At 40.0% G+C, this 24,079-nt stretch carries 18 protein-coding genes; 14 read left to right on the forward strand and 4 right to left on the reverse strand.

Annotation, left to right across the window (positions count from 1 at the left end; translation table 11 throughout):
- Positions 1-116: 116 nt before the first annotated feature.
- The 11 genes from J8Z24_RS18845 to J8Z24_RS18895 all read left to right on the forward strand — a co-directional run bounded on the left by J8Z24_RS18845 (position 117) and on the right by J8Z24_RS18895 (position 18,778).
- Positions 117-2,534: a PAS domain-containing hybrid sensor histidine kinase/response regulator gene (locus J8Z24_RS18845; protein WP_176032052.1), complete on the forward strand. Its 2,418-nt coding sequence runs from the start codon at positions 117-119 to the stop codon at positions 2,532-2,534.
- 792 nt (positions 2,535-3,326) lie between these two features.
- The gene (locus J8Z24_RS18850; RefSeq protein WP_147390062.1) at positions 3,327-3,863 is read left to right on the forward strand and encodes a hypothetical protein; all 537 of its coding nucleotides are present in this window, start codon (positions 3,327-3,329) and stop codon (positions 3,861-3,863) included.
- Between the two features lie 509 nt (positions 3,864-4,372).
- Entirely contained in the window at positions 4,373-8,056 is a 3,684-nt protein-coding gene (locus tag J8Z24_RS18855) for a PKD domain-containing protein (RefSeq protein ID WP_252095992.1), read from the forward strand.
- Between the two features lie 10 nt (positions 8,057-8,066).
- Complete coding sequence (locus J8Z24_RS18860; RefSeq protein ID WP_252095993.1) at positions 8,067-10,016, forward strand: Hint domain-containing protein; 1,950 nt, start codon at positions 8,067-8,069, stop codon at positions 10,014-10,016.
- Positions 10,017-10,073: 57 nt separating this feature from the next.
- Positions 10,074-11,315 (forward strand): internalin, encoded by a 1,242-nt coding sequence (locus J8Z24_RS18865; protein WP_128729960.1) that lies wholly within the window; start codon positions 10,074-10,076, stop codon positions 11,313-11,315.
- An 11-nt stretch (positions 11,316-11,326) separates the two neighbouring features.
- On the forward strand, positions 11,327-12,166 hold the full coding sequence (locus J8Z24_RS18870; RefSeq protein WP_147390058.1) for a GEVED domain-containing protein: 840 nt from the start codon (positions 11,327-11,329) through the stop codon (positions 12,164-12,166).
- Positions 12,167-12,177: 11 nt separating this feature from the next.
- On the forward strand, positions 12,178-13,686 hold the full coding sequence (locus J8Z24_RS18875) for a hypothetical protein (protein WP_252095994.1): 1,509 nt from the start codon (positions 12,178-12,180) through the stop codon (positions 13,684-13,686).
- Positions 13,687-13,833: a hypothetical protein gene (locus J8Z24_RS18880; RefSeq protein ID WP_252095995.1), complete on the forward strand. Its 147-nt coding sequence runs from the start codon at positions 13,687-13,689 to the stop codon at positions 13,831-13,833.
- An 87-nt stretch (positions 13,834-13,920) separates the two neighbouring features.
- Positions 13,921-15,057, forward strand: a complete 1,137-nt coding sequence (locus J8Z24_RS18885; RefSeq protein WP_252095996.1) for a hypothetical protein — start codon at positions 13,921-13,923, stop codon at positions 15,055-15,057.
- A 151-nt stretch (positions 15,058-15,208) separates the two neighbouring features.
- A complete protein-coding gene (locus tag J8Z24_RS18890) occupies positions 15,209-17,887 on the forward strand; it encodes a PKD domain-containing protein (RefSeq protein WP_252095997.1) in 2,679 nt (892 codons plus the stop codon).
- A gap of 354 nt (positions 17,888-18,241) precedes the next feature.
- Positions 18,242-18,778 (forward strand): YaeQ family protein, encoded by a 537-nt coding sequence (locus J8Z24_RS18895; protein ID WP_128731641.1) that lies wholly within the window; start codon positions 18,242-18,244, stop codon positions 18,776-18,778.
- Positions 18,779-18,911: 133 nt separating this feature from the next.
- Here J8Z24_RS18895 and J8Z24_RS18900 read toward each other — a convergent pair whose 3' ends face one another.
- From J8Z24_RS18900 to J8Z24_RS21920, 4 genes are all read right to left on the reverse strand, one after another.
- Positions 18,912-20,186, reverse strand: a complete 1,275-nt coding sequence (locus tag J8Z24_RS18900) for a hypothetical protein (RefSeq protein WP_252095998.1) — start codon at positions 20,184-20,186, stop codon at positions 18,912-18,914.
- A gap of 12 nt (positions 20,187-20,198) precedes the next feature.
- The gene (locus J8Z24_RS18905; RefSeq protein ID WP_128731643.1) at positions 20,199-20,693 is read right to left on the reverse strand and encodes a hypothetical protein; all 495 of its coding nucleotides are present in this window, start codon (positions 20,691-20,693) and stop codon (positions 20,199-20,201) included.
- 405 nt (positions 20,694-21,098) lie between these two features.
- Positions 21,099-21,233, reverse strand: coding sequence for a hypothetical protein (locus tag J8Z24_RS21870; RefSeq protein WP_286037154.1), 135 nt, complete (start codon positions 21,231-21,233; stop codon positions 21,099-21,101).
- Between the two features lie 48 nt (positions 21,234-21,281).
- Complete coding sequence (locus J8Z24_RS21920; protein WP_353507005.1) at positions 21,282-21,374, reverse strand: hypothetical protein; 93 nt, start codon at positions 21,372-21,374, stop codon at positions 21,282-21,284.
- Positions 21,375-22,267: 893 nt separating this feature from the next.
- On the opposite strand from J8Z24_RS21920, the gene J8Z24_RS18910 reads away from it, so the two are divergent.
- From J8Z24_RS18910 to J8Z24_RS18920, 3 genes are all read left to right on the forward strand, one after another.
- The gene (locus J8Z24_RS18910) at positions 22,268-22,744 is read left to right on the forward strand and encodes a DM13 domain-containing protein (protein WP_176032046.1); all 477 of its coding nucleotides are present in this window, start codon (positions 22,268-22,270) and stop codon (positions 22,742-22,744) included.
- Between the two features lie 424 nt (positions 22,745-23,168).
- Positions 23,169-23,543 carry a winged helix-turn-helix domain-containing protein gene (locus tag J8Z24_RS18915; RefSeq protein WP_128731645.1) on the forward strand — a complete coding sequence of 125 codons (375 nt, stop codon included), beginning with the start codon at positions 23,169-23,171 and terminating at the stop codon, positions 23,541-23,543.
- Positions 23,544-23,775: 232 nt separating this feature from the next.
- Positions 23,776-23,976, forward strand: a complete 201-nt coding sequence (locus tag J8Z24_RS18920; protein WP_252095999.1) for an MbtH family protein — start codon at positions 23,776-23,778, stop codon at positions 23,974-23,976.
- Positions 23,977-24,079 lie beyond the last annotated feature (103 nt).

Here is a 24,079-nt window from a genome sequence, read left to right on the forward strand (position 1 = left end):
TGTAATTTATTCGTGAGGTTTGGTATTTATTTGCTACATTAATAGAAGAACTTACCCCCAAGTAACGCGGCATCAATCTGAGTGCTTTTTTATTGATGCAAGCTAGGACATAAAGAATGAATCGTAGCCCTCAGGAATTGGAACAAGAAATACAAACGCTAAAAGCGCACTTGGCGGCGACCACATTTGAACGGGATAAATATAAATCGCTATTTCTCGCCTCAGGCGACGCGCAGTCTATTGTTGATTTGGATTCAGGGAAGTTTGTGGAGTGTAACCAAGCCGCCGTAGACTTACATGGCATTGATAGTAAGGACACCTTTTTAAAGCTTGCGCCTTCTGATATATCCCCTCCATATCAACCTTGCGGCACATCATCCAAACAATTAGCCACCTATTTTATACAAAAGTGTTATCAAGATGGCGCACAGCTTTTTCATTGGAACCACAGTAAAACTGATGGCACGGTATTCCCTTGCTCTGTTTCCCTTACTGCCGTGCACATACAAGATAAACGCTTAGTGCTCGCTACTGTGAGAGATATCTCTGAACTTATTGCAACGAAAGAGAAATTAGATAAAGCCAGTACCGATGCTAAACAGTATAAAACTGCCTACCAGACAGAAAAAATGAAATTCGAGCGCTTTGTTAACTCCGCACCTATTGGGATCGCAGTAAACGCGATGGACGATGGCATTTTCCATTATGTTAATGACGAATTTAGTGAGATGACGGGCTACTCGGTAGAGGAATTAAACAATACTGACTATTGGAAAATCACTCCCGAAAAATATAAGGCACAAGAACAGGTACAGCTCGATAATTTGCAAAAAACTGGCCGTTACGGCCCGTATCAAAAGGAATATATTCACAAAAGTGGTCAAGTATTTCCAGTTCTCTTGTCTGGCATTAAAGTAGCAGATAGTAACGGCAAAAACTTCATTTGGTCAGTTATCCAAAATATATCATCACAAGTTGAAGCGCAAAAACAACTCAAAAAAGCGAGAAACCAAGCGGACTCGTTGGCACTGAGAATGCAGCTTGCAAATAACTCTGCCCAAATCGGGGTTTGGGAGTGGGACTTACTCACCAATGAGCTGATTTGGGATGATTGGATGTTTAAATTATATGGGATCCAAAAAGCACAATTTTCAAAGGTATATGAAGCGTGGGAGAGTGCTGTTCACCCAGATGATATCAAGTTCGCCAGCGCACAATTACAAGACGCTATCAATGGTACCGGTGAATATGAACCTGAGTTTAGAGTCGTTCATCCAAACGGTGATATTAGAACGATAAAAGCCAGTGCCCAAATCATGCGCGATAAGGATAACTTGCCCATTAAAGTGATTGGTGTGAATTATGATGTGACAGAGAAAATCAAAGCCATCGAAGTATCTGAAACCGCACGGCTAGCAGCTGAACATTCTTCTAAAGCAAAAAGTGATTTCTTAGCGAATATGAGTCATGAGATCAGAACCCCTATGAATGCGATTTTAGGTGGCTTGCAGTTACTAGAAAATGCAAACCTTGACAGTGACTTAAAGAAAATACTCACTAACGCGATATTTTCAGCAAAAAGCTTGCTAACCATCATCAATGACATCCTGGATTATTCAAAAATAGAGTCTAACAAAATAGAGCTAGAAAGCGCGCCGATTTCAATTCGCAATATTCTCGATTCTGTTAAGTATGATCTTGATGCTTTAATTAGTAATAAAGGGGTAGACTTTGTTGTCAACATTGATAAACACTTTAAAGATGGTTGGCTTGGTGATTTGGTTCGAGTCAAACAGATAATACTAAACCTGGCATCAAATGCGGTAAAGTTTACACACAAAGGTAAAGTGTCTATCACAGCAACTAACGTTATACACAATAACAACGCGGCAATTCATCTAAGTATCCAAGATTCAGGGATAGGTATGGATGAGCAAACCCAAAAGCGTATATTCGAGCGGTTTTCTCAAGCAGATACCTCTACTACTAGGCAATACGGTGGTACAGGATTAGGTATGTCTATCACGGTTAATTTGATCAAACTTATGAACGGCACGATTAATCTAACCAGCAAGGCAGGAAAAGGAACCACTGTTGATGTAACACTTCCGCTTGAACAGTCCAACTCTCAATCACAAGTAACACAAACAAAAGCGCTGACGCCACCAAACTTACAAAACCTAGAGATCCTGATTGCTGAAGATAACCCGATTAATCAGATATTAGTGAAAACCATGCTAAAAGAAACGGGAGCAATTATTACGGTCGTTGAAAATGGTGACCTTGCTGTTAAAGCTTGCCGCGAAAACTCTTTCCATCTAATACTAATGGACATACATATGCCAGTAATGGATGGTGTTGATGCGATTAAAGCGATAAGGAAGCTAGATATTAAGATACCAGTCATTGCTCTTACTGCTAATGTGATGGTTGAAGATGTAAAGCGATACTTTAAAATTGGTTTTAACGCCCATATTCCAAAGCCAATTGAGTTGTCTATCCTCTACGGAGTGTTATCGGACTATACGAGCTAAAGTCGACATCGCTGCGGATTGTAATGAACAGCTCCCCCTTATACCACTTCTCATGGCTTTGTTATTCGACTCCCCCAAAGTAGCCATTTACTGGAATCAATAAGCTTGAATTGGACAAACATATTACTGTTTAAATTGATCGGATAGTTAAGCTTTTTGATCCGCTGGCAAATTGACCTAAACCAATAAATAATCCGCTTTTTGTTGGACTTTTTTTCACCACACGGTAAACTTTTGTGCGATTCTTATCAAAAATGATACCAATTATCTTAATTAAGAGGTCTATTTTAAGGCAAGAAAATTTTGTCGATAGCGAGGCAAAAATTTTGCTATTTAGTTGCTCTAAATAAGAAACTTTTAACGCTGTTAGCGTCAGGTTTACTCCTTCAAATTGAACAAGTATTGAGTCTAATTGGTATAACAGGAAGCATTATCGGGTATATTCGCCCAATTTGAGGGAGAGGACTGGTATTGAATTGAGATTAGGATAAGGAGTGGTTGAATATCAGTCTAGTCGATTAAGTGAGTAATCTGGTGAATTAAAGCTCCCCATACTGGAAAGTAGGCAGTAAATTTAGCAAAATTAGCTCTTAAATAGTTGATTAAAAAAACCAGTTACTCAAAAGTCAGATCACTAACAATGAAAAAAACCACATCACAAGAATAAATACACTTTAGAGCTAAATGCTCATACTCTCACACAGACTAGCACCGTGATGTACGCAATAGTTGTACAGTCAAGGGGCAAGCAAGTGAGCAGTGGCGATACTCATGGAACTTCAAGGATAAATAATGAAAAGACTTACACTTATTGCGCTTTCAATGGCCTCTCTAACCGCATGTAAAAGCAACGATATAAACCGCGTGGTTAATGATGGTGTAGACGGTGCTATCAACGGTATTTTTGGCAGCTCTGGCACCGTAGTGTCAGCAAATAGTAGTGGTTCGAGCAGTGACTACTCAGTTAAAAAGGAAAAAGTATGGACACATCACGCGGAGAAAACTCCGCGTAACTATGGCTCACTTGCGTTTGTTAAAACCGCTAAAAACCCTGATGGGAAAACTAGGCTAAAATTTAATGAGTGCAAGCACCCTCGGATCGGAAATATAAAATGTAGGGGCTACTTATATGAGGTCTCACCTGAGGGGTGGCTTGTAAAAGGTGATACCATTCATTTTGGTACAAACCATTATTCAGACATTGTCATCCCAGCCGGTCAATATTATATTAAAATTGAAGGCAAGGACGTGAGTAAAGATGTTTATGCCACAGGTACTATTGAAATAGCGCCTTTTGTGACCAACTATATTAACGTCACTGTACAATAATATAGCAATAAAAAGTACCTAGCCCACCCTTACAGCCTAGGTACTTTTTACCAGAGACTGATAAATCTAATTATCCCACTTAAAAGCGACTTTCCTTATTCATTTTATTTCATCAATATTGCAAAAAAGTTCCTAATAAAAGAACAACCGCCACTACAAAAAATAAAAAAATAACGTTTTTTTACATTAACTTAGTGATTAACTCCACACTTTCGTCAAGTCCCCACAACTTTTACAGCACAAAACCGTTGAGATTTAACTAACAATAACAACCACTAACGTTAATTCATAAAAAACCAATGTTAAAATCTAAATTACCAAAGAAAACAAGAAGATGTTAAATTGTTTATTTTTTGTTATTTATTTATTTGAAATTCTTTATTACCGTAGAGTTTGTGCTCAAAGTAAAAGCACTAATCGCAGACCACACTCATTCGCACAGAAGTAGTCTCAAATTGAGCAGTGACGTTTAGGTGGGAAGGAATCTTAAAAATAATTATGGAGTTAATATGCAAGGGTTTAAATATCTGTGCGTTTTAGCGTCAATGTTTTCGTTGCATTGCCACGCAACTGAACGAATTTCTCTATTTAATAACGCAGATCACATTACATCTGCATTACAAAAAAAACAGCCACTGTTGGGGCGTATGGACGTGCAACAGCATAACTATTTGCTCGCATTAAACACATTCGCAACCCAATATACAGGTCAGTCGTTGGAGTTTCATCAAGAACAAATAAGCGAAACACAGCACAGCCACACAATTACTCAAAAATATCACAACATCCCAGTTTGGGATCAGGATCTCGTTGTACTAACTGATAATAATGGTGTTGTCGAGCAAGTATACGGCGACATTATCGTTAATATTGAAAAAGATATTCCTCACATTGCTGAAGTAAAAGCGCAGCAACTGGAAGATGCTTTAGCCGCTGTTATTGCCCAATTTCCAGCAGAGCGCCCACGGATTTTTAAACGCAAACATGCTGAAGAGGTGATATACATTGATGATCAAGGCAAAGCCCGACATGCGGCAAAAGTAAGCTTTTTCACTGACTTTCACTCAGCGCCTTATCAGCCTCAACGAATTTTAACTTTTGTGGATCTCACCAGCAACGAAGTTATAACTCAGGCAGATGTATTACAAAAAATCGTTCATGAAGGTGGCAGTGGCCCGTCTGGAAACGACAAAGTTTCTCGTCAAGATTACAAACAAGCCGACTATGTATCATACCCACCAAAAACTTTTGTAGTGTCTATGCAAGCAAATGGACAGCAAACCAACTGCTTGTTCGATGCAAAAAATGTTGAAACACGCAACTACAATCATAGTACGGCACAGATAAGTGTCCCCTATAGCTACGATTGTTCAAATTCAACAAGAAACGACTATAAAGAATATCATGGCGCTCGTTCGGCATTGAATGATGCCCACCACTTTGGTCAAACAGCGAGCTTGATGTTTGAAGCTTACCTCGGTCAGAAACCCTATTTTGATAAAAAGATCATTCAAAATGTCCATTACGGCCTAAACATGGATCAAGCATTCTATGAAAGTGGTGAAGTGTATTTTGGTGATGGTGATTATCTCTTTTACCCTATGGTTTCTCTTGATGTAGTCGCGCATGAAATAGCTCATGGCTTTACTGAAGAATATGGGTCAAATACACCAAAGTCTATGCTCACTGGGCAGGCTCGAGCAATTAACGAAGCGTTTTCAGATATGGCTGGAGAAGCAGCTGAGTTTTTTTATTCCGGTGTCAATGACTGGAAAAGTAATCATGAAACGTTTCGGCTCGGTGATGCTTTGCGTTATTTCAAAACCCCCACCCTCGATGGCAACTCGATTGATCATATAGATGATTATGATGACTCCATCACGTCTCACCATGGTGCCGGTGTATTTAATAAGGCGTTCTACTATCTCTCTACAGCAGAGCTTGCCAATGAACCTTCGCCATGGAATACCAAATATTCTTTTATTCTTTTCGCCAATGCTAACAAAAACTGTTGGACGAGTAACAGCACCTATCTTACAGCCGCAGATTGCGTGATGCGACAAGCCAGCAGTATAAGCGATCGATTAAGACAAGACGGCGTCAGCAAGCAAGACGGAAGCCAATGGCAAACCTCTGAGCTGAAAAACCATGTTCGTAAAGCTTTTTCACAAGTGGGAATTAAGCTAACAGTTAATCAAGGGTTAGAGTCCGAGCTTAACTTTGATCGTAAATTTTTATCTTTTGATTTTAAGAACTTAACCAGAAAAGATGGACAGCACATTTCCGTAGAAAACAGTGAAGGTTGGCAATGGGAATGGAACTTTGGAGATGGTAGCGCAACCAATAGTGCCTTTGAAATCAGCCATAGCTATAACGCCGCAGGAAAGTATGATGTCTCCTTGAAAGCAACCGACCCATCTGGTCAGTCAGATACCTACACACTCCCTATTGACGTGTACGCTGACTATTGCTCGGCACAAGGGGTTAACCATAGTAAATACTACCTTTCTTCAGTCACATTGAATGATTACATAAATGAATCTGCCTCTAGTAATTACAGTGATTACTCAAGCAATGTCATTGATATTAAAGATGGAAAAGCGCTGAACATCACACTCGTGGCAGCCCCTCATCCAGATACAAAGGATAAAACTAAAAACTTTTATGTCTGGTTGGATAGGAATAACGACGGCCTGTTTCATAAAACTGAAGAGCTGGCACTTTTTGGCAGCAATAAAACACAGTTGAGCGGAGACATTTCACTAAGCGGCGAATTAAACCAAACTTATCGCATTCGTACCATGGTGTCATTTGGAATTGTTAAGTCGGCATGCGGCGATATCTCTTGGGGTGAAATCGAAGACTACACCGTCAAGTTAATTGAAAATAACGATCCAGTAGAGATGAAGATCGCTGCAAATCAAGGTGTCAACCAGATCAACTTTGTTAATAACACTGTTGATGATCGCGTTAAGCGTTGGCAATGGCAGTTTGGAGATGGAGCAACAAGCTCGAAAATGTCGCCATCACATGCCTACGCAAAATCAGGAAGTTATGCCGTTAGTGTAAAAGCGTACGACAGATTTAATAAAGAAATCGGTAGCTGGAATAAACAAGTACCGTTTAGCACCACGATTACGCCATTGTTTACTCCGCGTGTTTCAGGCAACACTGTGTTTGTAAATACTGACCAAAGTGTGATGCCAGCAGGAAGCACCGTGGAGTGGCAATTTGGAGATGGTGCGACTTCGTTGGTGCAAAATACCCAGCACACCTATCAAAATGATGGCGAATATACGATCACGCTAACCATACGCCATGAAGATGGCGAGCAAGCGCTCAGTAAAGCAGTAAAAATAGGCCAATCTTCTTTTACTCCAGAAGTCAGTTTTACAGTAACAGAGTTGAGTGATGGTACGTTTGAAGTCACATTTAATAACACTACCTCAAAACCAGATAATGCCGCACGCAACCCAGATGTCACCCTAGTCTGGAACTTTGGCGACGGTACTACGCTGACCCAACATGGCGACTTTGGCCAAGATACACAACACATATATCAGTCTGCCGGAGCGTTTAGCGCCAGTCTCTCAATCAGTTATGACAAGCCTTGGTGGGATGACTGGGGAGATAGAGTGACAGGCACCAAGAATATGTTGATAACGCTTGAGTCTGCGCAGCCTGTTGAATATTGCACAGCCGCCGGTCTGACCGATTATGAACACATTGCAAACATCACCTTTAACCAAGATGGGCCATTTGATAATAACCAACAAGCTGGTGTGGTAAACCCTAACAACCCCATCAAGCTATACGCAACACAAAATAATACCTATCGAATTGAAGCAGGTTATGCCGGTAGTGAGGCATTCGCGGAAAATTACCATGTTTGGATAGACCTCAATGGTGACGGCCAGTTTGGCAATGGTGATTGGAGAAATGACAAGTCTGAATTACTCATTATGGACTTTGATCAAACAAACCAAGACTACGGTAAAGGCTATGTTGAGGGAGAGTTTAGTATCCCAAGTAATCAACTCTCACAACCTGTCACAACAACACGAATGAGAATTTTGCAGTACTACGGATTTAGCAGAGTAAATAGTATTGACCCTTGCTCTGACTATAGCAGTGCCGCTACCTCGGGGAGCGGAGAAATTGAAGACTACTTAGTAGAAATTTATAAGAATTAAGGAAAATAATATGAAAAAGTTTAACAAAAAGATATTCATTCCGCTCACAGTCGCGCTGGCCGTCAGCAATGCAGTAGCAGCCAGCACTATCAACGAGTCACACTTAGACAGTAGTATAGTGTCAACTCAATCAGGGCCTGCTGCTTTATATGGTCAAGCAGTTACAACGCCCGATAAATTCGGGATCCGTAAATTAGACATGAGTAACCCGCTTCATTATAAGTTGGCTACATCACGCCTCAATCAAGCTGGGCGAAAAGAAAGCCAGTTCCCACAGCTACATAAAACACTAGAGGTTGCCAAACAGCAACATCTCGTAGCAAAAACAGCGAAGTTGACAGCAACGCCACCACCGGTAAGTGAATCAGAAGTTGATATTATCAAAGAAGCACATTTCTTTATGGATATGAACTTGGCTATCTCAGCAGATACCAATGAGCCTTACATCATTGTCAGAGCAAAAAGCACACGGTTTGGAGGCACAAAAGCGACTTATATTGACCTACTACTTGAAGATGAGCACGGTAACCAATTGGCACCAGCGGGGTCTACATTGAATGTGCTTGACGGTAAAGATACCACAGCTGTTTCGACTATTTCACTTAAGTCTTTAAAGAAGCACTTTCCAAACATCGACACTATCTATGCTAGCTCTTTTGTAGAATTAGAGAATGAAGATGGCACCATCAGCTCGACCATAAAATATACTGAGTACCCATTCTCATGGGAACACGCTGAGACAATATATGGCGTGGTTGCTAAAGACAGTGCAAATAAATCCAGTGTAGCAGAAATGGGTATTACGCCCGCTCTTTATGATGGTCGCCCTCAATACAACGCAACGGCACCAATAGATAAAAATAACGACGCAGTAATTAAAGTTTGCTTAAACCGCCAACACTCAGACTGTGATTACATGCCAGATCAAGTTGGCGATCCAAATGAAATCACCGATGTAAATATTCCGTTCAATGGTGAGCTTCGTGTCCCTCATGAAATTTTAGAGATCTACCCTACTGAGGGCGCGTTACCAAATGGTATTGATGAACCTACTAATATCTACCTCCAAGAGGGGGTATACGGTGGGGCAACAAAACAAAGCTACCGAGGTATCGAAAATGCAATCAAGCAATTCTCTGACTATCTAGACGTGGAAGTCGATCCGGTCAATAAAGAATCCATTATTCGCTGGAATATCCCTCGCAACGAAGGACGCTTTGGCAACGCGAAATTGTTTTCCAATATTGCAACAGCAAACTGGTACATGACATTTGCAGTTAAAGGGAACCCATATTTCAAAACAGGCCGACGTGGGCCGGTGGCTTTCCAAGTTTCATTAACGTCTGAGGCGTCAACGCGTTTTGGTAACTTCTATAGTGAAGTACTACCTATGATGAAATTGGGTTATAGCTGCCTAGCAAAAGGTACGTTAATCACCATGGCAGATGGCTCTCAGCAAGCCATTGAAAATATCGGTAAAGGAGATCTTGTGCTTGGGGCATTGGCTTCCAACGCAAATGTGAAAGAGCCGATGCAAGTGGTCGATGTGTCAGTCGGTATCGAAGCTATCAAAATGTACCGCATTAAAGGTGCAGATGGCTCTGATATTTTAATGACAGAAACACACCCAATCTCCACGTCTAACAAAGGCATAGTATGGGCAAAAGAGCTTAAAGTGGGCGACCGTATTTTAACTGAAGGGGGTTCTGTACTCGTCACAGACATAACCAAAGAAAAATATAAAGACAAGATATACAACTTAAAACTTGCGCCAACAGCGGAGTCTGTATTGTCTGAGTCTCGTAACTTTGCCATGTTTGCCAACGGTATGGCGGTTGGTGATTTAGCAACTCAAGATGAGTTTAACTATAAAGATCAGGAAATTCGCATGTCAGAAGAAGAAATCCTACAACGTCTTCCTGAGAAATGGAAAACAGATTACATCAATAGTTTGAACTAATCACTACCCGGTGACCTTTCTGCTTGAAAGGTCACACTTCTCTGTAAGGAATTCAATATGAAATTTAGTTATTCTCCATTGGCACAGGCCATGGGGGTAGTGGGACTTTTTGCCTGTAGTTTGTCAGCAAACGCAGCTGATACCAAAGAGTTCACTGCCCAAAAAAACAATTCAAACCTAGATTCGGTAACATTGGGCACTGCATATCATAGCGAAAAAGAAGGCTTTTATGCGTTGCAAAGTGTACAAGGAATGGTTGATGAGACCTATGGTAACACTGAAATGGATTTTGTCGTTGGCGTCGACATGAGTTATAGCCAACTCTCTAGTATGTTGGACGGTAACTTAGGTGCAGCACTAGATGTTCCCGTTATCAAAGTTGGAGTCGGAGCCAGCTACGCCAAGCAAAACGCCGCTGATAACTACACCGGTACTTATACTCTGTTTCTTTCTTTGAAGCCAAAAAAACGCATGCTGGTTGCCGATCCGCAAATTGGCTTTCGACCAACTCAAGTTGCATTGGACTTAGCAAACGCCAATCCTGGCGACAAATTTAACAATATTGGTAATGAGTTTGTATCAACGATTGAGTATGGCTCTCAAGTGATGATTAACCTCAAATTTCAATATAAAAATGATGAAGATAAGGTGAAATGGGGAGGCCAGCTTGGTGTTGACTGGGCCGGCAAAGTCAGTGTCAGCGGTAAACTACAAAAAGTTGATGAAGACGTAAAACGTAATATTAAAATCACCGTTTCAGCGTTGCAGCTTGGTGGTGACCCTACTGAGCTACTGAAGGTGATCCCAAACCAGCTCGTAAATTGTACGATGGAAAATCCTACACCATGTTTCGATGTGTTCAAAAACAGTATTGATTACATCAAAACCAACTATGTCACTCAATTTGACACTTTAGACAAATATAACGTCAGCCGTGTATTCACTGAAAGCTATACCGATTCAGGACCAAGTTTATCTGCATTGGTACCAGATGATATCTACCCTGCAAAAAGTATCTTAACCAAACTGGCACTTAAAAATATGAGCGATGATTGGGTGCAGGCGATCCTTGATAACCGTCGCGCCGACAACCTCCTGAATTACTACGCAAGTGAGCTCAATAACGCACACCGAACAGCATTAGAAACCATTCGTGATAATGCGTTATTCAATTCGTTCATCCTTGCTGACGCAGTTGATTATTGTAAACGTAATCCAATTGGTAATTACTGCCGCGATAGAGAGCTACAAACCCGTGATCGCGTTCATCAGTATGACCGCAAATGGCTAGAATTATAAGGAATAAGACTATGTTAAAAGTCATGCTTACCAGCACATTTATTGCCTCTGTTGCGGCCATTATTGCGCCGACCGTACAGGCAAATACAACGCTATTTGAATCCCGTGATGTGTTAACTCCCCAGCAGGCGCTTGGGCGTTTTCAATGGTTAGAGAAATGCTATCCGGGGTTACTGGTGGAAGTCTCTGACAATATCTTTGATCCCACAACCCCAATTCCCAACGAAGAAAAAATTGCTAACCTCAAAAAAGTCATGCTGTATAAGAATAGCGCGCTGAGAAATGATGCGAAGTACCTTACCTTTGGGGATGAAGACAACGCCAACCCAAAAAATTGGTTTGCTGGCATATCTCCAACAACCTCCTGCTTACAAATCCCTTCAGATTACCGTATCAGCGCTGTAATGGTCACCCCAGCAATGCCTAACTATTGTGAGACTCGTTCGCGCGAGCGCGATTATGAACACATCAAATCGGTGAAGTTTTCAAATCTCGATAACACCAGTAGCAATACTTTCTACAGTAATTATGTTGGTGATACGGCAAAAATATATGCGGACAAAAGCTACCAGTTGACACTTACTCCAGGGTTCAGTGGTGCTGAAACATACCCTGAAACTTGGCATGTTTTTATTGACTGGAACCAAGATGGTGACTTTAAAGATAGCAAAGAGATGCTATTTGCAGGTGTCTCTGAACAAGCGCTACAAGTTGAAATCACTCCTCCGACAGGAGCGAAGAAAGGAATGACAAAAATGCGCGTAACTATGGACTACTTAGGTGGCAGTAATGACGCATGTAAAGAAGTAGACTCAGGTGAGGTAGAAGATTACCTCCTTTACGTGAAGTAATAGGTGGCAACATGAATTTATACAAAAACACTATCGTGGCACTACTTGCAAGCTCAGCTCCATTTGTTTGGGCTGAAACCAACTTTGTAAATGAAGCCACATTGATGCAAAAAGCACAAAATGTAAATACGTTTCAAAGTGAAATACCCGGCTTGATGAATGATCACGTGGTATTGGGTACCGCGTTTAATAGCGACCAGAAACGATTTCTGAATGTACAAACTGTTGCTGGTGAAACCGTAGAAACTCTTGGTAATACCCGCGTACAATTCGAACTCGTTAATAACGGCAGCTACGATGAAGTTCTGCGCCAACTAAACGGAAATGTTGATGTTGATGTAGGCTTTCCCGTCATTCGCGTCAAAGCTGGAGGCCACTTAGCTAAAGAAATGTCCTCTACTGAGTTTTCAAATACTTACACCTTTCAGGCATCATTAACACCGAAAAAGCGTGTGCTCATGCCCGCCGATCCTAATATCGGTTATACCCTGACTCCATCAGGAAACACATTAGCCAATGAATATCAAAGCAAGCTAATGAGTATGGCTGGCGATGCGTTTATCAGTGAAATTGAATATGGTGCCCAGCTACTCATTAATATGAAAATTGAATATTTGAGTGAGCAGCATAAAAGCGAAATTGGCGGTTACTTAGGCGTCAGCTACGGTGCTGGAAATATAGGGATAAGCGTTGATGGTAAACTTAACTATATAGATGAAGACCTCAAAAAGAGTGTCCGAATTACCGTCAGGGCGTTACAAAAAGGCGGTGATCCGAAACAACTGTTGAGCATCATTCCAAACAATATTATCACCTGTTCGCTTGATAACTACGAACCTTGTTTTACCTTGTTTGAGCAAGCGGTAAATTATGCAAAAAATGACTTTGGTGATCAGTTTAATGCGTTATCTGATTACAACGTAGTGCGTTACAAAGCGACTCCATACGAGATCAGCTCACAAGATGTTCGTCGTTTAGATTCTGGTAATAAAGATATTCGTTTTGAAACGACCTACCGTACTTTGTGGCTGGAAGATCAATTTAAAAAGTCAGTTAATCATGAACATCGTGCTAGAGGCGTACTTGCACAATACGCCAGTTGGATGAATGATGAGCAAAGACAAAAAGCGCAAGGGGTGCAGACCGCGGCGTATAACAATGCGTGGATCTATGAGCAGTATGCCAGAATTTGTCGTGATAACCCTTATGGTACAGCATGTACAGATGCCTGGAATGATTATCAAAATACCTGTAGTGGCAGCGGTGTTGGCTGTATTCAGAATTACACGCTGGCTGATTTGAATATTCCTTCAGATAATATGACGCAATATTTCAAATGTGAAAATGCGCGAGAAGCAACAGCAAACTTCGGTGTCGAGGAAAATCACGTTTCACTCGGGTTTAGACAGCTTGGTTGGGCACCCTCTTTTGTTGATGCTAACGACCCAGCAGCTGGAGTGATGGTGTGGCTGCCATGTAAATCGGCACTGCCCACTTACGGGACAGCCTTCGAAAACTAAATGCCATTTGTTCACTGGGGTATACTTGCGCGTCGCCGTGAGCATACCCCTAATACCGTTAATCATACCGATTGTATTGATTTAAAAAGTAGCTTGGAAGCAGAGCACTCCTCGGCAACAGAGTTAACGTTAGCCATGTTGATATGAGTAAATATAAATGTGGCTTAACGCAGTTGGATCAGCTCCAAAGCGCAGCGAATTAAGTCAATTGGTTTCACCTACAGGAATGTATGTATGCACTTAAGATCCATACTAATAGTGCTCTGTGGCCTGTTGAGCTCTACTGCAAATGCACACACCTACTACTCATTAAACACAGCAAAAGAAACGCTAGGTCAAGGGTTCGAACAAACGCTTGGCATTCCCTTAGAGCCCTGTTTGGATGGTCAATGGCAATTTCAAGGCGGCAGCATGGGCGACTTGGCTTATCGTGGCGATTTTGACTCTGATACCATGATCAATACCATTACTGGTAGTGTAAAGGCTGGTATCAACTTGGTTATTTTTGGTGGCTCAGCCAAATTTTCCATGCGCAGAAAAGTAACCAAAAATAGAAATTCAGCAGCTTCAGCGGTCGAGTTAACTTATGAAAAAGGCAGCTACAACTTTGAAAATAGAACTACAAAGCCCAACATCTCTGATCTATTGAACACCAGCCCCTCTGAAGTCAGAGGTCGCTGCGGCGATAGTTTTATCCACAATATAAAGCTAGGTTCTCGTATTTATGTCACTGCAAAACTTCACTTTGCAGATCAAACCAAATACGAATGGTTTCAAACTAAAATCAAAGTAAAATTTTTATTTTTTAGTAAAACATTTACCAAAACAAAAGTGTTCCAAGATGCAACCAAAGATGCCGTATACACTATTCAAGTAAATACCGACGGTGGCATGACACCAGAGCTGGCAAGGCTAACTAAAAATGGCACAATGCACTGCAAAACCGATAATCTAACTCCTTGCATAACATACGCAGACAACTTATTTAGCTATTTGTTAGATGGTGGAGATTATGTAGACGACCTTAAAGATGAACATTTAAACGTTTTAAAATACGAAGTCGAAAGCTATGAGGATTCCGGCCACTATGACCTAGCTTACGCAGGCCAACCAGCAATATCAGAGCGTTATATTGCTCTATCGGCTCGACTAAGGGGTTATCAGGACCTTGTATACGATGAAATTGAACGCTTAACTGCTTTTAGAGCTGTATCTGAGGATCCCAGCGAAATTGCACAGCTCAATACTCGCCTTCAAGCTCGAGAAAACCAGCGTATCAGCTTAGAGCAAGCGGGAGAATACTGTGCAACTTTACCCGGCACAACCTTATGTGAAAATAGAGTTGAATCAGCCATCGCCACTGTAGATTAACACCGACTCTCCCCTACTTTATGAGGCTAAAGAAGCCTCATTTCACCTTAATGGCCCTCATTAAATTGTTCATTTATTGGAAACATTTACCCTAATCAAGTACACTACGCCGGATAAACAATTTAACAATAACACTAAGTAAGATATCAAGATGATAAAAAGCTCTATATACAAAGGGATCTTCGCTTCTCTCCTAGCATCTACTCTCGCAGCCTGTGGCGGGGGCAGTAGCGATAAAAATAATGCAGATACCACTCCACCTCCGCCAACAAACAAAGCCCCTGTTATTGCAACTCTAGCCCCGGTCACCGCCATGGAACGAGACAATATCACCGTTGTAGCGAGTGCAAATGACGAAGATGGCAGTATTGCAACATTTCTATGGGAACAAACAGCAGGTACAACTGTTGAGCTAGCAAACAACAATAGTGAGACGTTAGAATTTAGAGCTCCTGATATTGATGAAACAACTACGCTCACGTTTAAGCTAACGGCTACCGACGATAAAGGAAGCGCAAGCTCACAAGAATTAACGGTCAACCTAAATGCTTACGCTCCACTTTCAAGCTTAACGATTTCAGACGCAGCGCTGGCGCAATGTTTATCAGATACACATCAAGACGTGGGTATTTCTGTTGTTGATTGTACAGACTACCCAATTGCAACATTAGCAGGGCTCTCTGGTATTAGTGGTTTATCTACGGTATCTATTAAAAACGCAGAATTGGATAATCTCGAAGAGTTAGCTCAAATTTCTACGCTCACCGCGTTAAAGCTCGATAACGCGTTTGCCGCGCCCCAACACAGCTCAAATAATGATGCACATTTAGAACAAATTAGTAAGCTCAATAAACTTGAGTCATTGTCTATTGTTGAAGCCCAAGGAAGTGATAATTATAGTAAACGCCTAGATTTTTCTTTGTTAGATTTATCAGGCTTTGCACAGCTTCATACGCTTGAAATAGACAACGACAGTAACCAATATGAAACGATACAGCTTAGTCAACTTCCAAGTGATAAGCTCACTCGTTTGGCATTACGTACTCTAGACATTGATGATAAAAATACTCTAAAACGCTTTAGTAACTTGCAAAGTTTATCTTTGACATATATATACGATCTGAGCTCGCTGTCATTTTTAAACTCTATACCTAACCTCACAGCATTAACACTTAATAATATCGAAGCCGCTGACTCAACGGCAATAGAAGCTAAAACAAATCTGACAACTCTTGAACTCAACAGGACGCAGATTGAAGATTTCTCATTCTTAGAAAAGTTTAGTGAGTTGGAAAAACTAGATCTTCGTACTTATTCCGACAATGTTAAGCTTGATATCGCGGACATCAGTGGTAATGCGAAGCTGACCTCTCTGTCATTAGACAATTTAACCGTTGATAATGCCGGCAAGCTTTCAACTTTTACGGAACTACAATCCTTATCTTTGGAGAGCCTGAACCTTTCTTCTCTTCGGTTTTTGCAAATGATGCCGAAGCTAACATCATTGAAGCTCAATCAGTTACACAGTGTTAATGACCTAGGCTGGCTAAGTTTCACACCAAACCTAATCGAACTGTACATTCGTAGACTGGATAATAACACAGATTTTAGCGCATTATCTGAGCTTGAAAATATGCGCGACCTGACCGTCTACAACGATTACTCAAGCTTTGCACTAGATACGTTAAGTAAAATGCAAGCATTGGAGAAGGTTAACCTGAACGTTAGTTTCGTTGAGGCTTCAAATGCGGCAACATTACCGAACTTAAAGACATTAAACGTAAAAGGTAACAGCTATTCAAACATGGTCAACTTGGCTAACTTTCCTGCGCTCGAATCAGCTGAGTTATTAAAAGTATACCATTATAGTAATAAAACCAAAATCACAACACTTGACGCTTTAGGTGTAAACACAAGTCTGAAATCGCTAAAGATCGGCGGCTTTACAGAACTAGAAGATATCACCCATGTATCTCAATTTGACAATTTAGACACCCTCTTTATTGACTATGCTCAAGCGGCTGATATCTCAGAGATAGCATCACTAACCAAGTTGAAGTCATTAACACTAAGCAACTTTTCTACGTTTTTTAGAGCTGACATGCTTGCCAGTTTAAACACACTGGAAAGACTTGAAATAAACAGTAGTGCCATTTATTGTGATGATCAGGAGCTATTAAAATCTCTTGATGGTGTCACAACAAGTGTTTCTAACTATAACTGTATTATGAAGCCGGTCGATTTGAGCTTAATTACCGATGAAGCATTTAAGCAATGTATTGAAAAGCGCGGATACCAAGATGCTGTACGTAATACCTCACTCTCTTGTGATGGCTCAGCAATTGAATCATTAAATGGAATTACACAGTTTGAAGCTATTAATAGTTTAACACTAAGTGGCTCCGTGAACAGTGCGTTGTTGCGGGATCCTAGCTTAGCTCAGCTACACACCTTAAAAAGTCTAGATATCTACAGACTCACGGGTGAACTAACGGCTAAGGCTACACTCCCTCCATCATTGACCTCCTTTGAGTTAAATACAAATCGCCAAACCGTATATGACTTCGCGCTTTTTGGCTTGCCTACTACCTTAATTTATTTAGACTTGGATAGCACCAAGCTGACAAACTATGGCTCACTTAAAGATTATGCCGAACTTACCCGCTTAGAGTTGAACTATACCAACGTTTCAGATCTGTCGCCGCTATTCAAGTTGACCAATCTGAATTATTTAAGTCTATATGGAAACCCAAATATCGACTGTGCTCAAGTAAGCACACTAAAAGAGTCGTTACCCAATATTTGGAATATCTCAAGTAGCTGTAATTAACTGCTAGGACGTTAGGTAATTCAAACAAACACAGTCTCATTGCGAGGCTGTGTTTCATATCCACAATCGCACTCTGTAGTGTTGTTATTTCGACCCCTGATTAAATACCAATTGAATTAATTCTCTAATCAATTTGAAGGGTTAAATACCCTCTTAGCTTCGTTAAAATTGCTCATTTGGAACAACTAAACAGCAAAATTTTTACCTTGCCTATATGGATATAAGTAACTTGGCGATAGCAGGACGCGAGAGCGGTGCTACTTAAGCTATTGCCCTGCCTCAAAATAACGCATTTACTTAATACAACTGGTATAAAATCCGCTATACTGGCGCAAAAATTTTTTAAGCAAGTTTATGGCGCTCAAATCTACAATTATCAAAGCCCAACTATCTCTCAGTGATATGGACAGGCATGTTTACCAAGATGTTAATTTAACACTGGCTCAACACCCCTCTGAAAACGAGCAACGTTTAATGATCAGGCTACTTGCTTATGCACTAAATGCCTGTGAAGGACTTGAGTTTACAAAGGGCTTATGTGCTGATGATGAACCTGAGCTATGGGTTAAGAATTACAGCGAAGAGATTGAGCTTTGGGTTGAACTAGGACTGCCTGATGAAAAACGCCTTAAAAAAGCGTGCAATAAATCAAAGCGAGTGATCCTTTATACTTATGGTGAGAACAATCAAGCTATTTGGTGGCAAAAACATCAGCCTAAGTTATACGACTTTAACAATCTGAGTATTTTCAGCTTGGATTATAGTGCGACTCAGGCTTTAGCCCAGTTAGCAGATCGCAGCATTAAGCTTACTATTACTATTCAAGATGGCGAGGTATGGGTAAGCTCTGATAGCGCTAATATTGAAATCAAACCACAGCAGTTAATGTAAGCTCCGGCCACAAAATTAAGACTAAGAATATGTGGTGCTGACATTTGTACCTGAATTTTATGCTAGGTTTGCACAAGTAAAAATCCTCCCTCATCAAGCCAAAGGTGACATTTGATGAGGGAAAAATCAGCACTTACAACTGCTTAGCAACGTCTCTTAACAAGCTTGAGTAAACAGAGCTATCACCCAAGCGTTTCGCCTCTGCTCGCAAACGCTCACTGATCTGCAACCGGGTATATTCATCAGGTAACAATGTATTTAATTCATAGGGTGATCGACTTATTAAAATGGCTTGCTCAAGTAGGTTAGTGGTATTATTTATTTGCTTTTTATATAAACTCTCACTGCTATGCAAGTCGTTTCCTTGCAGTTTAGCCATGGCTATTGATAAATCTGCATATAGCATAACCGCATCGTAATTAAACTCAGTACTTTCAACTTCAATCTTTGGCAATTCAGTCGCTAGGAAATCTTTTACCGTATTTTTAAACTCTTGTGGTGCTTTAGCAATAAATCTATCTATTTTAATAATATTAAATAAATCCTGACGTAAAGCTTCTTTTTCTATCGTTTTTTTAGGATCTGCACTTAGCGATTCAATATACTGCGGTAAAAACTCATTGCGAGAAACAGGGTTAGCCAATGCGAGTCGATTATAAATTCCCGCTTTTGTTGCTCGTGAGGTTTCATTCTGTTCACCTGATAAAGTCATAAAGTGGTCATCAATCAGCAGTTTGGCTTGGTCAAATGGAAGATGTCCAACCACAGTTTCCAAAATCGAGAAACCAAGTTCAGCATTGTCTACATTGACTAATTGAGCGCTGATAGTATCGAGCATTTGCTGCTTAGCTTGGGCTAAATGTTCAGCAGAGACTTTTGCTGCAGTGTTGTCCAAACGTAAAATGGACTCCATCACGTAAAGAAGGCCCAGCTTTGCTCGCGCCGAAACATTTATGAATAATACTGTAAGCTCCTCGGACAACTCAACCGGCGCTAACGTAGCCATATATTCAAGTACATATAGACCTTGCTCTGTTTCTACTCCCAGCTGGTGAACCATCGTCCATAAAAGGTTTATTTTGTCTTGTCGAGATATTGCCGGATTTTTCAAAATAGCAATAAGCTCAGCTTCAAAATCAAGCATTTCTTTTTTCCCAAAGCTGTGCCTAATCTTGGATACTAAATTATTTGCTAATATTTCTTTATTTTTGTCGCCATCGCTTATTTCCTTATCCATTACATAAAAGTCAGGTAAAGTTTCAATAAGCTCAGACTGGCTTATAAAAGGAGTAGTCGGCTTATCTGGCGAATTTATATTGTTCTCATCAGTTGATGTAGATATGAAATAAAGGACAACCAAAATAACAGCCAGAGATATACCTAGTAACAATCTTGCATTTAATTTCATATCCACTCTCACTTATCGACTGCTAGGGAAACTATTATATAGATTTCTAGGAGTGAAGACGGTAACCAAGTTACTACCAGTTACCTTTTTAAAAGAATAGTTCACAAATGTATCACAGCGGAACTTTGCTTTTATTTTAACTAGGCGACCATTTACTTCATCCCATTCACCTTCTCTATATTGTGCAGTGATAGTGTATTCAGGATCGAAATCTTTTTGAGCCCACCCAGCATTAATTATTTTATCATGCTGAGAGCCACGACCATATTTTGCTCCCCAGTATGATGAAGCGCTTTTAAAGCTACTCAATGTATTTTTATGAATCACTTTGTCATCATTCAATACTTCCAATACTTTTGAACCATCCCAAATGCCAACATGCCCAGCCCAGCCTAAGCCACTAATTGACAAGTCTCTTGCTACAACATCTCCAACACTCTTCGGGTTACCTGCAAACGCAGAGCTGCTTGCCACTAAAAGCAAGGTACTAAGTGATACTAATTTCATAAAATTTCCTTTTATTAGAAAAACCAACAAAATAATAACACCAAAACAAAAACGTTCAATAACTATATAAACCATGAAATTTAAGATACAAAAAAAGCAAAGATTCAACGTTGCGAAATATTAAAAAATAAAACAATAAAACACATAAAATATAGATTTTTATTTTATTCTTTATTTTGTTTTTTTGATGGTGACTTGCTTGATTAAAAATTATTTTTTTATTCACACCAAGTGACTGATATTTTTAAGACTTTAATTACGTACTAGATGTTTAGCGCCAAGCACTCGTCCATGGTGCCTAAAGCAGCATTTCTAAAATACTCGCTCAGAATTACACTAAGTGTAATCAATCATGTTTTACTCTATTTGAACTGGCAGGATATTTTCATGACACCCAGCCTGCATTCAAGATACTGATAGCACACCTACCAGTACCTTAAATACCACCAATTGGTTACAGTTTACGCCAAACAACTTAGTGCCTAGCTGCTGACCACGCGTCCACCAGTGAGCTTGGTATTCAGCGCCTTGATAAGTCACTTTGCCTCCGCCGGTATACGCCTTATTGGCATTTCATTCGTTACTTACCTATGACTTATCAACTAGCTCCCACGCATCACTTTGATCAGGCTTCTGGTCTTTTACCCACCATTTAGCGCAATAGTTTTTACCTTGATACACCGCCGTATCGCCAGCTGTATATATTCGCTCGGCACGTCATATGCCACCATTTGGTGATGTGCTTTGATTGGTAACTGTAATGGTGAAGCTCACTGCTTTGTCAAGTGAGCCATCAGAGACAGTTACTTGCCCTTGATAGTCGATATTTTACTGAACCTCAGACGCAGTCAACGTGATAGTTGTACCGCTACCGCTGTTGGTCAGTGGCGTAGGGAGCTGCCATGCAAAGGTGAGCGGTCTTGTGGTTTAGCTAAAATGAAAAAAGTGACGTGTGTTGGGGATCACTGACAGTTAGCTGATTAGTAGCTAGTTGTACAGCATCGAATACAATACTATCGTCACTTTGTTGTAAGCCACTCAGATTTAGATTAGAGTTGGCGAATGTTGTCTATCGATGTTTCCCACTAGAAAGTTACCCCTGTCTTACGAATTCCAATGCAATAAACACAAGCTCGATAGGCCATTGCACGCCTATGGCACACTCGCCTTCATCTTTGTGTAATAAAAAAGTATCTAGGTTAATTAAACTGTGCATTTTGGAGGGGTTTTATCCACAGAAAAAACAATAACAATAGCCGAGATTATTAGTTACATTTAGTACTTTAAAACTAACTTAAAGGTATCTCTGATCACAATGATGGCTATAGTCAGCTGATTACTATAACTATTACAATAAAATAAATAATTAAAATATTTTATTCTAGAATGGCTAACAATTAGAAAAACCAACCGTTTGTAAACATTTTTATGCATAAAGAACTAGATTACATTCAGTAAAAATCCTTTAAACAATCAATAAATATAGAAATTAAAACTTTTTAATTAGATACAGCCAATAGCTAAGTATCGCTATTTGACTATACTTCTGGTTTACGATTCATTTGGAGACGACTTTGCGAGCATTTCTTACCCTACTATTACTCATTGTGGTGTTTGTCACCGGCTTTGTTGCTGGTGTGTATACCTTACCGATAATGACGCAACCTCCAGCAGCCAGCAACGCTGAAATTCAGGCAATTAGTAAAGCCGCGACTCATAAAGGCCAATTTGTGAAAGCACTTAAAGACTCTGATGCGTTGCACTATGCCATCGGTGAAATATATTTCTCAGACAAGCATATTGCCTTTGCAGGTGAAATAGCCCCTGGTCCAGATTATCGGCTATACCTTGCCAAGACTTTTATTGAAACTGAAGCAGACTTTAAAATGCAAAAGCACACGATGCTCGAAGTTGCAAGAATAAATCAATTTTCACAATTTGTGCTACCAAGATATCTTCAGGCAGACTTAGCAGAGTTTCAAAGTGCTGTTATTTGGTGTGAACATTTTGAACAATTTATTTCAGCAGCACCGTTAAACGCTCTAAAATGAATGCAGTAACCTACTCTTTTTTAAACTTATATCTAGGAACTTTGTGACAGCAAGAAGGCACAAGATAGCAATAAGGTTCACGAATAATATTCATATCACACCAGTTACATTACTAATGCAGCTAAAACCACCACACTAAAAAATTAACTTATGTTGCTTAAATGCGAAAAACAAACTTGTAGATTATTTCATTTCGTCGCATATCTGTTGTATTAATTTTGATACAGCAGTATTATAAAACCACTACTTTATGGAGTGGTTCGTGTTTTTGGTCAGCCATTGTTATCTCACTTTTCACACAGAATAAGCAACACAATTTGTTTACATAACGAAGCGATACAAACTATAAAAAGGTATGATCCTAAATCTGTTCCCCATCAATAAAGTAGATGCTGGAAGTCGTTTTCAAAGAAGGAGTTAATAGATGAATACGGTAGCCGCAAATTCGTCTGACAACGCGATGGAATTAAACAAAGGATTCATTTTTTATCATGGTGAGGATTATATTCTCTCTGAGAACCAAGAAGTCGTTAAACTTGAACCTTTAGCATCCAAAGCTTTGCTTTATTTAATAGAGCATTCAGAGCGCGCAGTATCAGTCGAAGAGTTGTTGGTCAAAGTTTGGGGAAGTAAATTTAAATCGATGAAAGTCGTAAACCGCTGTGTGTGTTTGGCACGAAAAGCGTTAGCAGATGATATGCGTAATCCTAAATTTATAAAAACGATCCCAAAACGAGGGTATAAATTTGTTGGACACTGCATGATTAAAAATCATTGTTTAGAACTAACGGCCCATTAATACCAATTTTTCTTAATACTTGCTCAATTTGAAGAAGTACACCTGACGCTAACTCCGTTAGAAATTACTTATTTAGAACAACTAAATAGCAAAATTTTGGCTTGCCGATATGACCGTTAGTACCTTAGCGTGCATAAGATGCAGTAGTGGTGTTATCAACAAGGTTTTTTGCTTCAAAATAGATCACTTAATTAAGCAAATTGATATAACAAGCAATAGATAAGGAAACACGATGCTAAACACAATAGAAACGTATACGGTACTCATTAATGCTGAAAAGCAATATTCAGTTTGGTCCGCAACCAAAGCAATACCAAAGGGGTGGAGCCAAATTGATATTCAAGGCAGCTTAGAAGAGTGTAATGCCTATATTAACGAGCATTGGAAAGATATGCGTCCAGAAAGCCTACGAAAAGCAATGGAAAATAGTTAATAGCAAACCGCTCAAAAGTTACCGTTAACAATAACCATATAACCTTATGTTGGCAGGTTAACTACGAAAGCAAAAAGCAGAATATCAACATTTTGCTTTTTGC

Source organism: Pseudoalteromonas sp. SCSIO 43201, from assembly GCF_023716725.1.
In the GTDB taxonomy this organism is placed as follows: domain Bacteria; phylum Pseudomonadota; class Gammaproteobacteria; order Enterobacterales; family Alteromonadaceae; genus Pseudoalteromonas; species Pseudoalteromonas peptidolytica.

Bases quoted from the DNA above. Each gene is read 5' to 3' on its own strand.
- J8Z24_RS18890 (WP_252095997.1), top strand. From the start codon at position 15,209: ATGATAAAAAGCTCTATATACAAAGGGATCTTCGCTTCTCTCCTAGCA.
- J8Z24_RS18920 (WP_252095999.1), top strand. From the start codon at position 23,776: ATGCTAAACACAATAGAAACGTATACGGTACTCATTAATGCTGAAAAG.
- J8Z24_RS18905 (WP_128731643.1), bottom strand. From the start codon at position 20,693: ATGAAATTAGTATCACTTAGTACCTTGCTTTTAGTGGCAAGCAGCTCT.
- J8Z24_RS18850 (WP_147390062.1), top strand. From the start codon at position 3,327: ATGAAAAGACTTACACTTATTGCGCTTTCAATGGCCTCTCTAACCGCA.
- J8Z24_RS18875 (WP_252095994.1), top strand. From the start codon at position 12,178: ATGAATTTATACAAAAACACTATCGTGGCACTACTTGCAAGCTCAGCT.
- J8Z24_RS18885 (WP_252095996.1), top strand. From the start codon at position 13,921: ATGCACTTAAGATCCATACTAATAGTGCTCTGTGGCCTGTTGAGCTCT.
- J8Z24_RS18895 (WP_128731641.1), top strand. From the start codon at position 18,242: ATGGCGCTCAAATCTACAATTATCAAAGCCCAACTATCTCTCAGTGAT.
- J8Z24_RS18855 (WP_252095992.1), top strand. From the start codon at position 4,373: ATGCAAGGGTTTAAATATCTGTGCGTTTTAGCGTCAATGTTTTCGTTG.
- J8Z24_RS18845 (WP_176032052.1), top strand. From the start codon at position 117: ATGAATCGTAGCCCTCAGGAATTGGAACAAGAAATACAAACGCTAAAA.
- J8Z24_RS18880 (WP_252095995.1), top strand. From the start codon at position 13,687: ATGCCATTTGTTCACTGGGGTATACTTGCGCGTCGCCGTGAGCATACC.
- J8Z24_RS18915 (WP_128731645.1), top strand. From the start codon at position 23,169: ATGAATACGGTAGCCGCAAATTCGTCTGACAACGCGATGGAATTAAAC.
- J8Z24_RS18860 (WP_252095993.1), top strand. From the start codon at position 8,067: ATGAAAAAGTTTAACAAAAAGATATTCATTCCGCTCACAGTCGCGCTG.
- J8Z24_RS18865 (WP_128729960.1), top strand. From the start codon at position 10,074: ATGAAATTTAGTTATTCTCCATTGGCACAGGCCATGGGGGTAGTGGGA.
- J8Z24_RS18870 (WP_147390058.1), top strand. From the start codon at position 11,327: ATGTTAAAAGTCATGCTTACCAGCACATTTATTGCCTCTGTTGCGGCC.
- J8Z24_RS18900 (WP_252095998.1), bottom strand. From the start codon at position 20,186: ATGAAATTAAATGCAAGATTGTTACTAGGTATATCTCTGGCTGTTATT.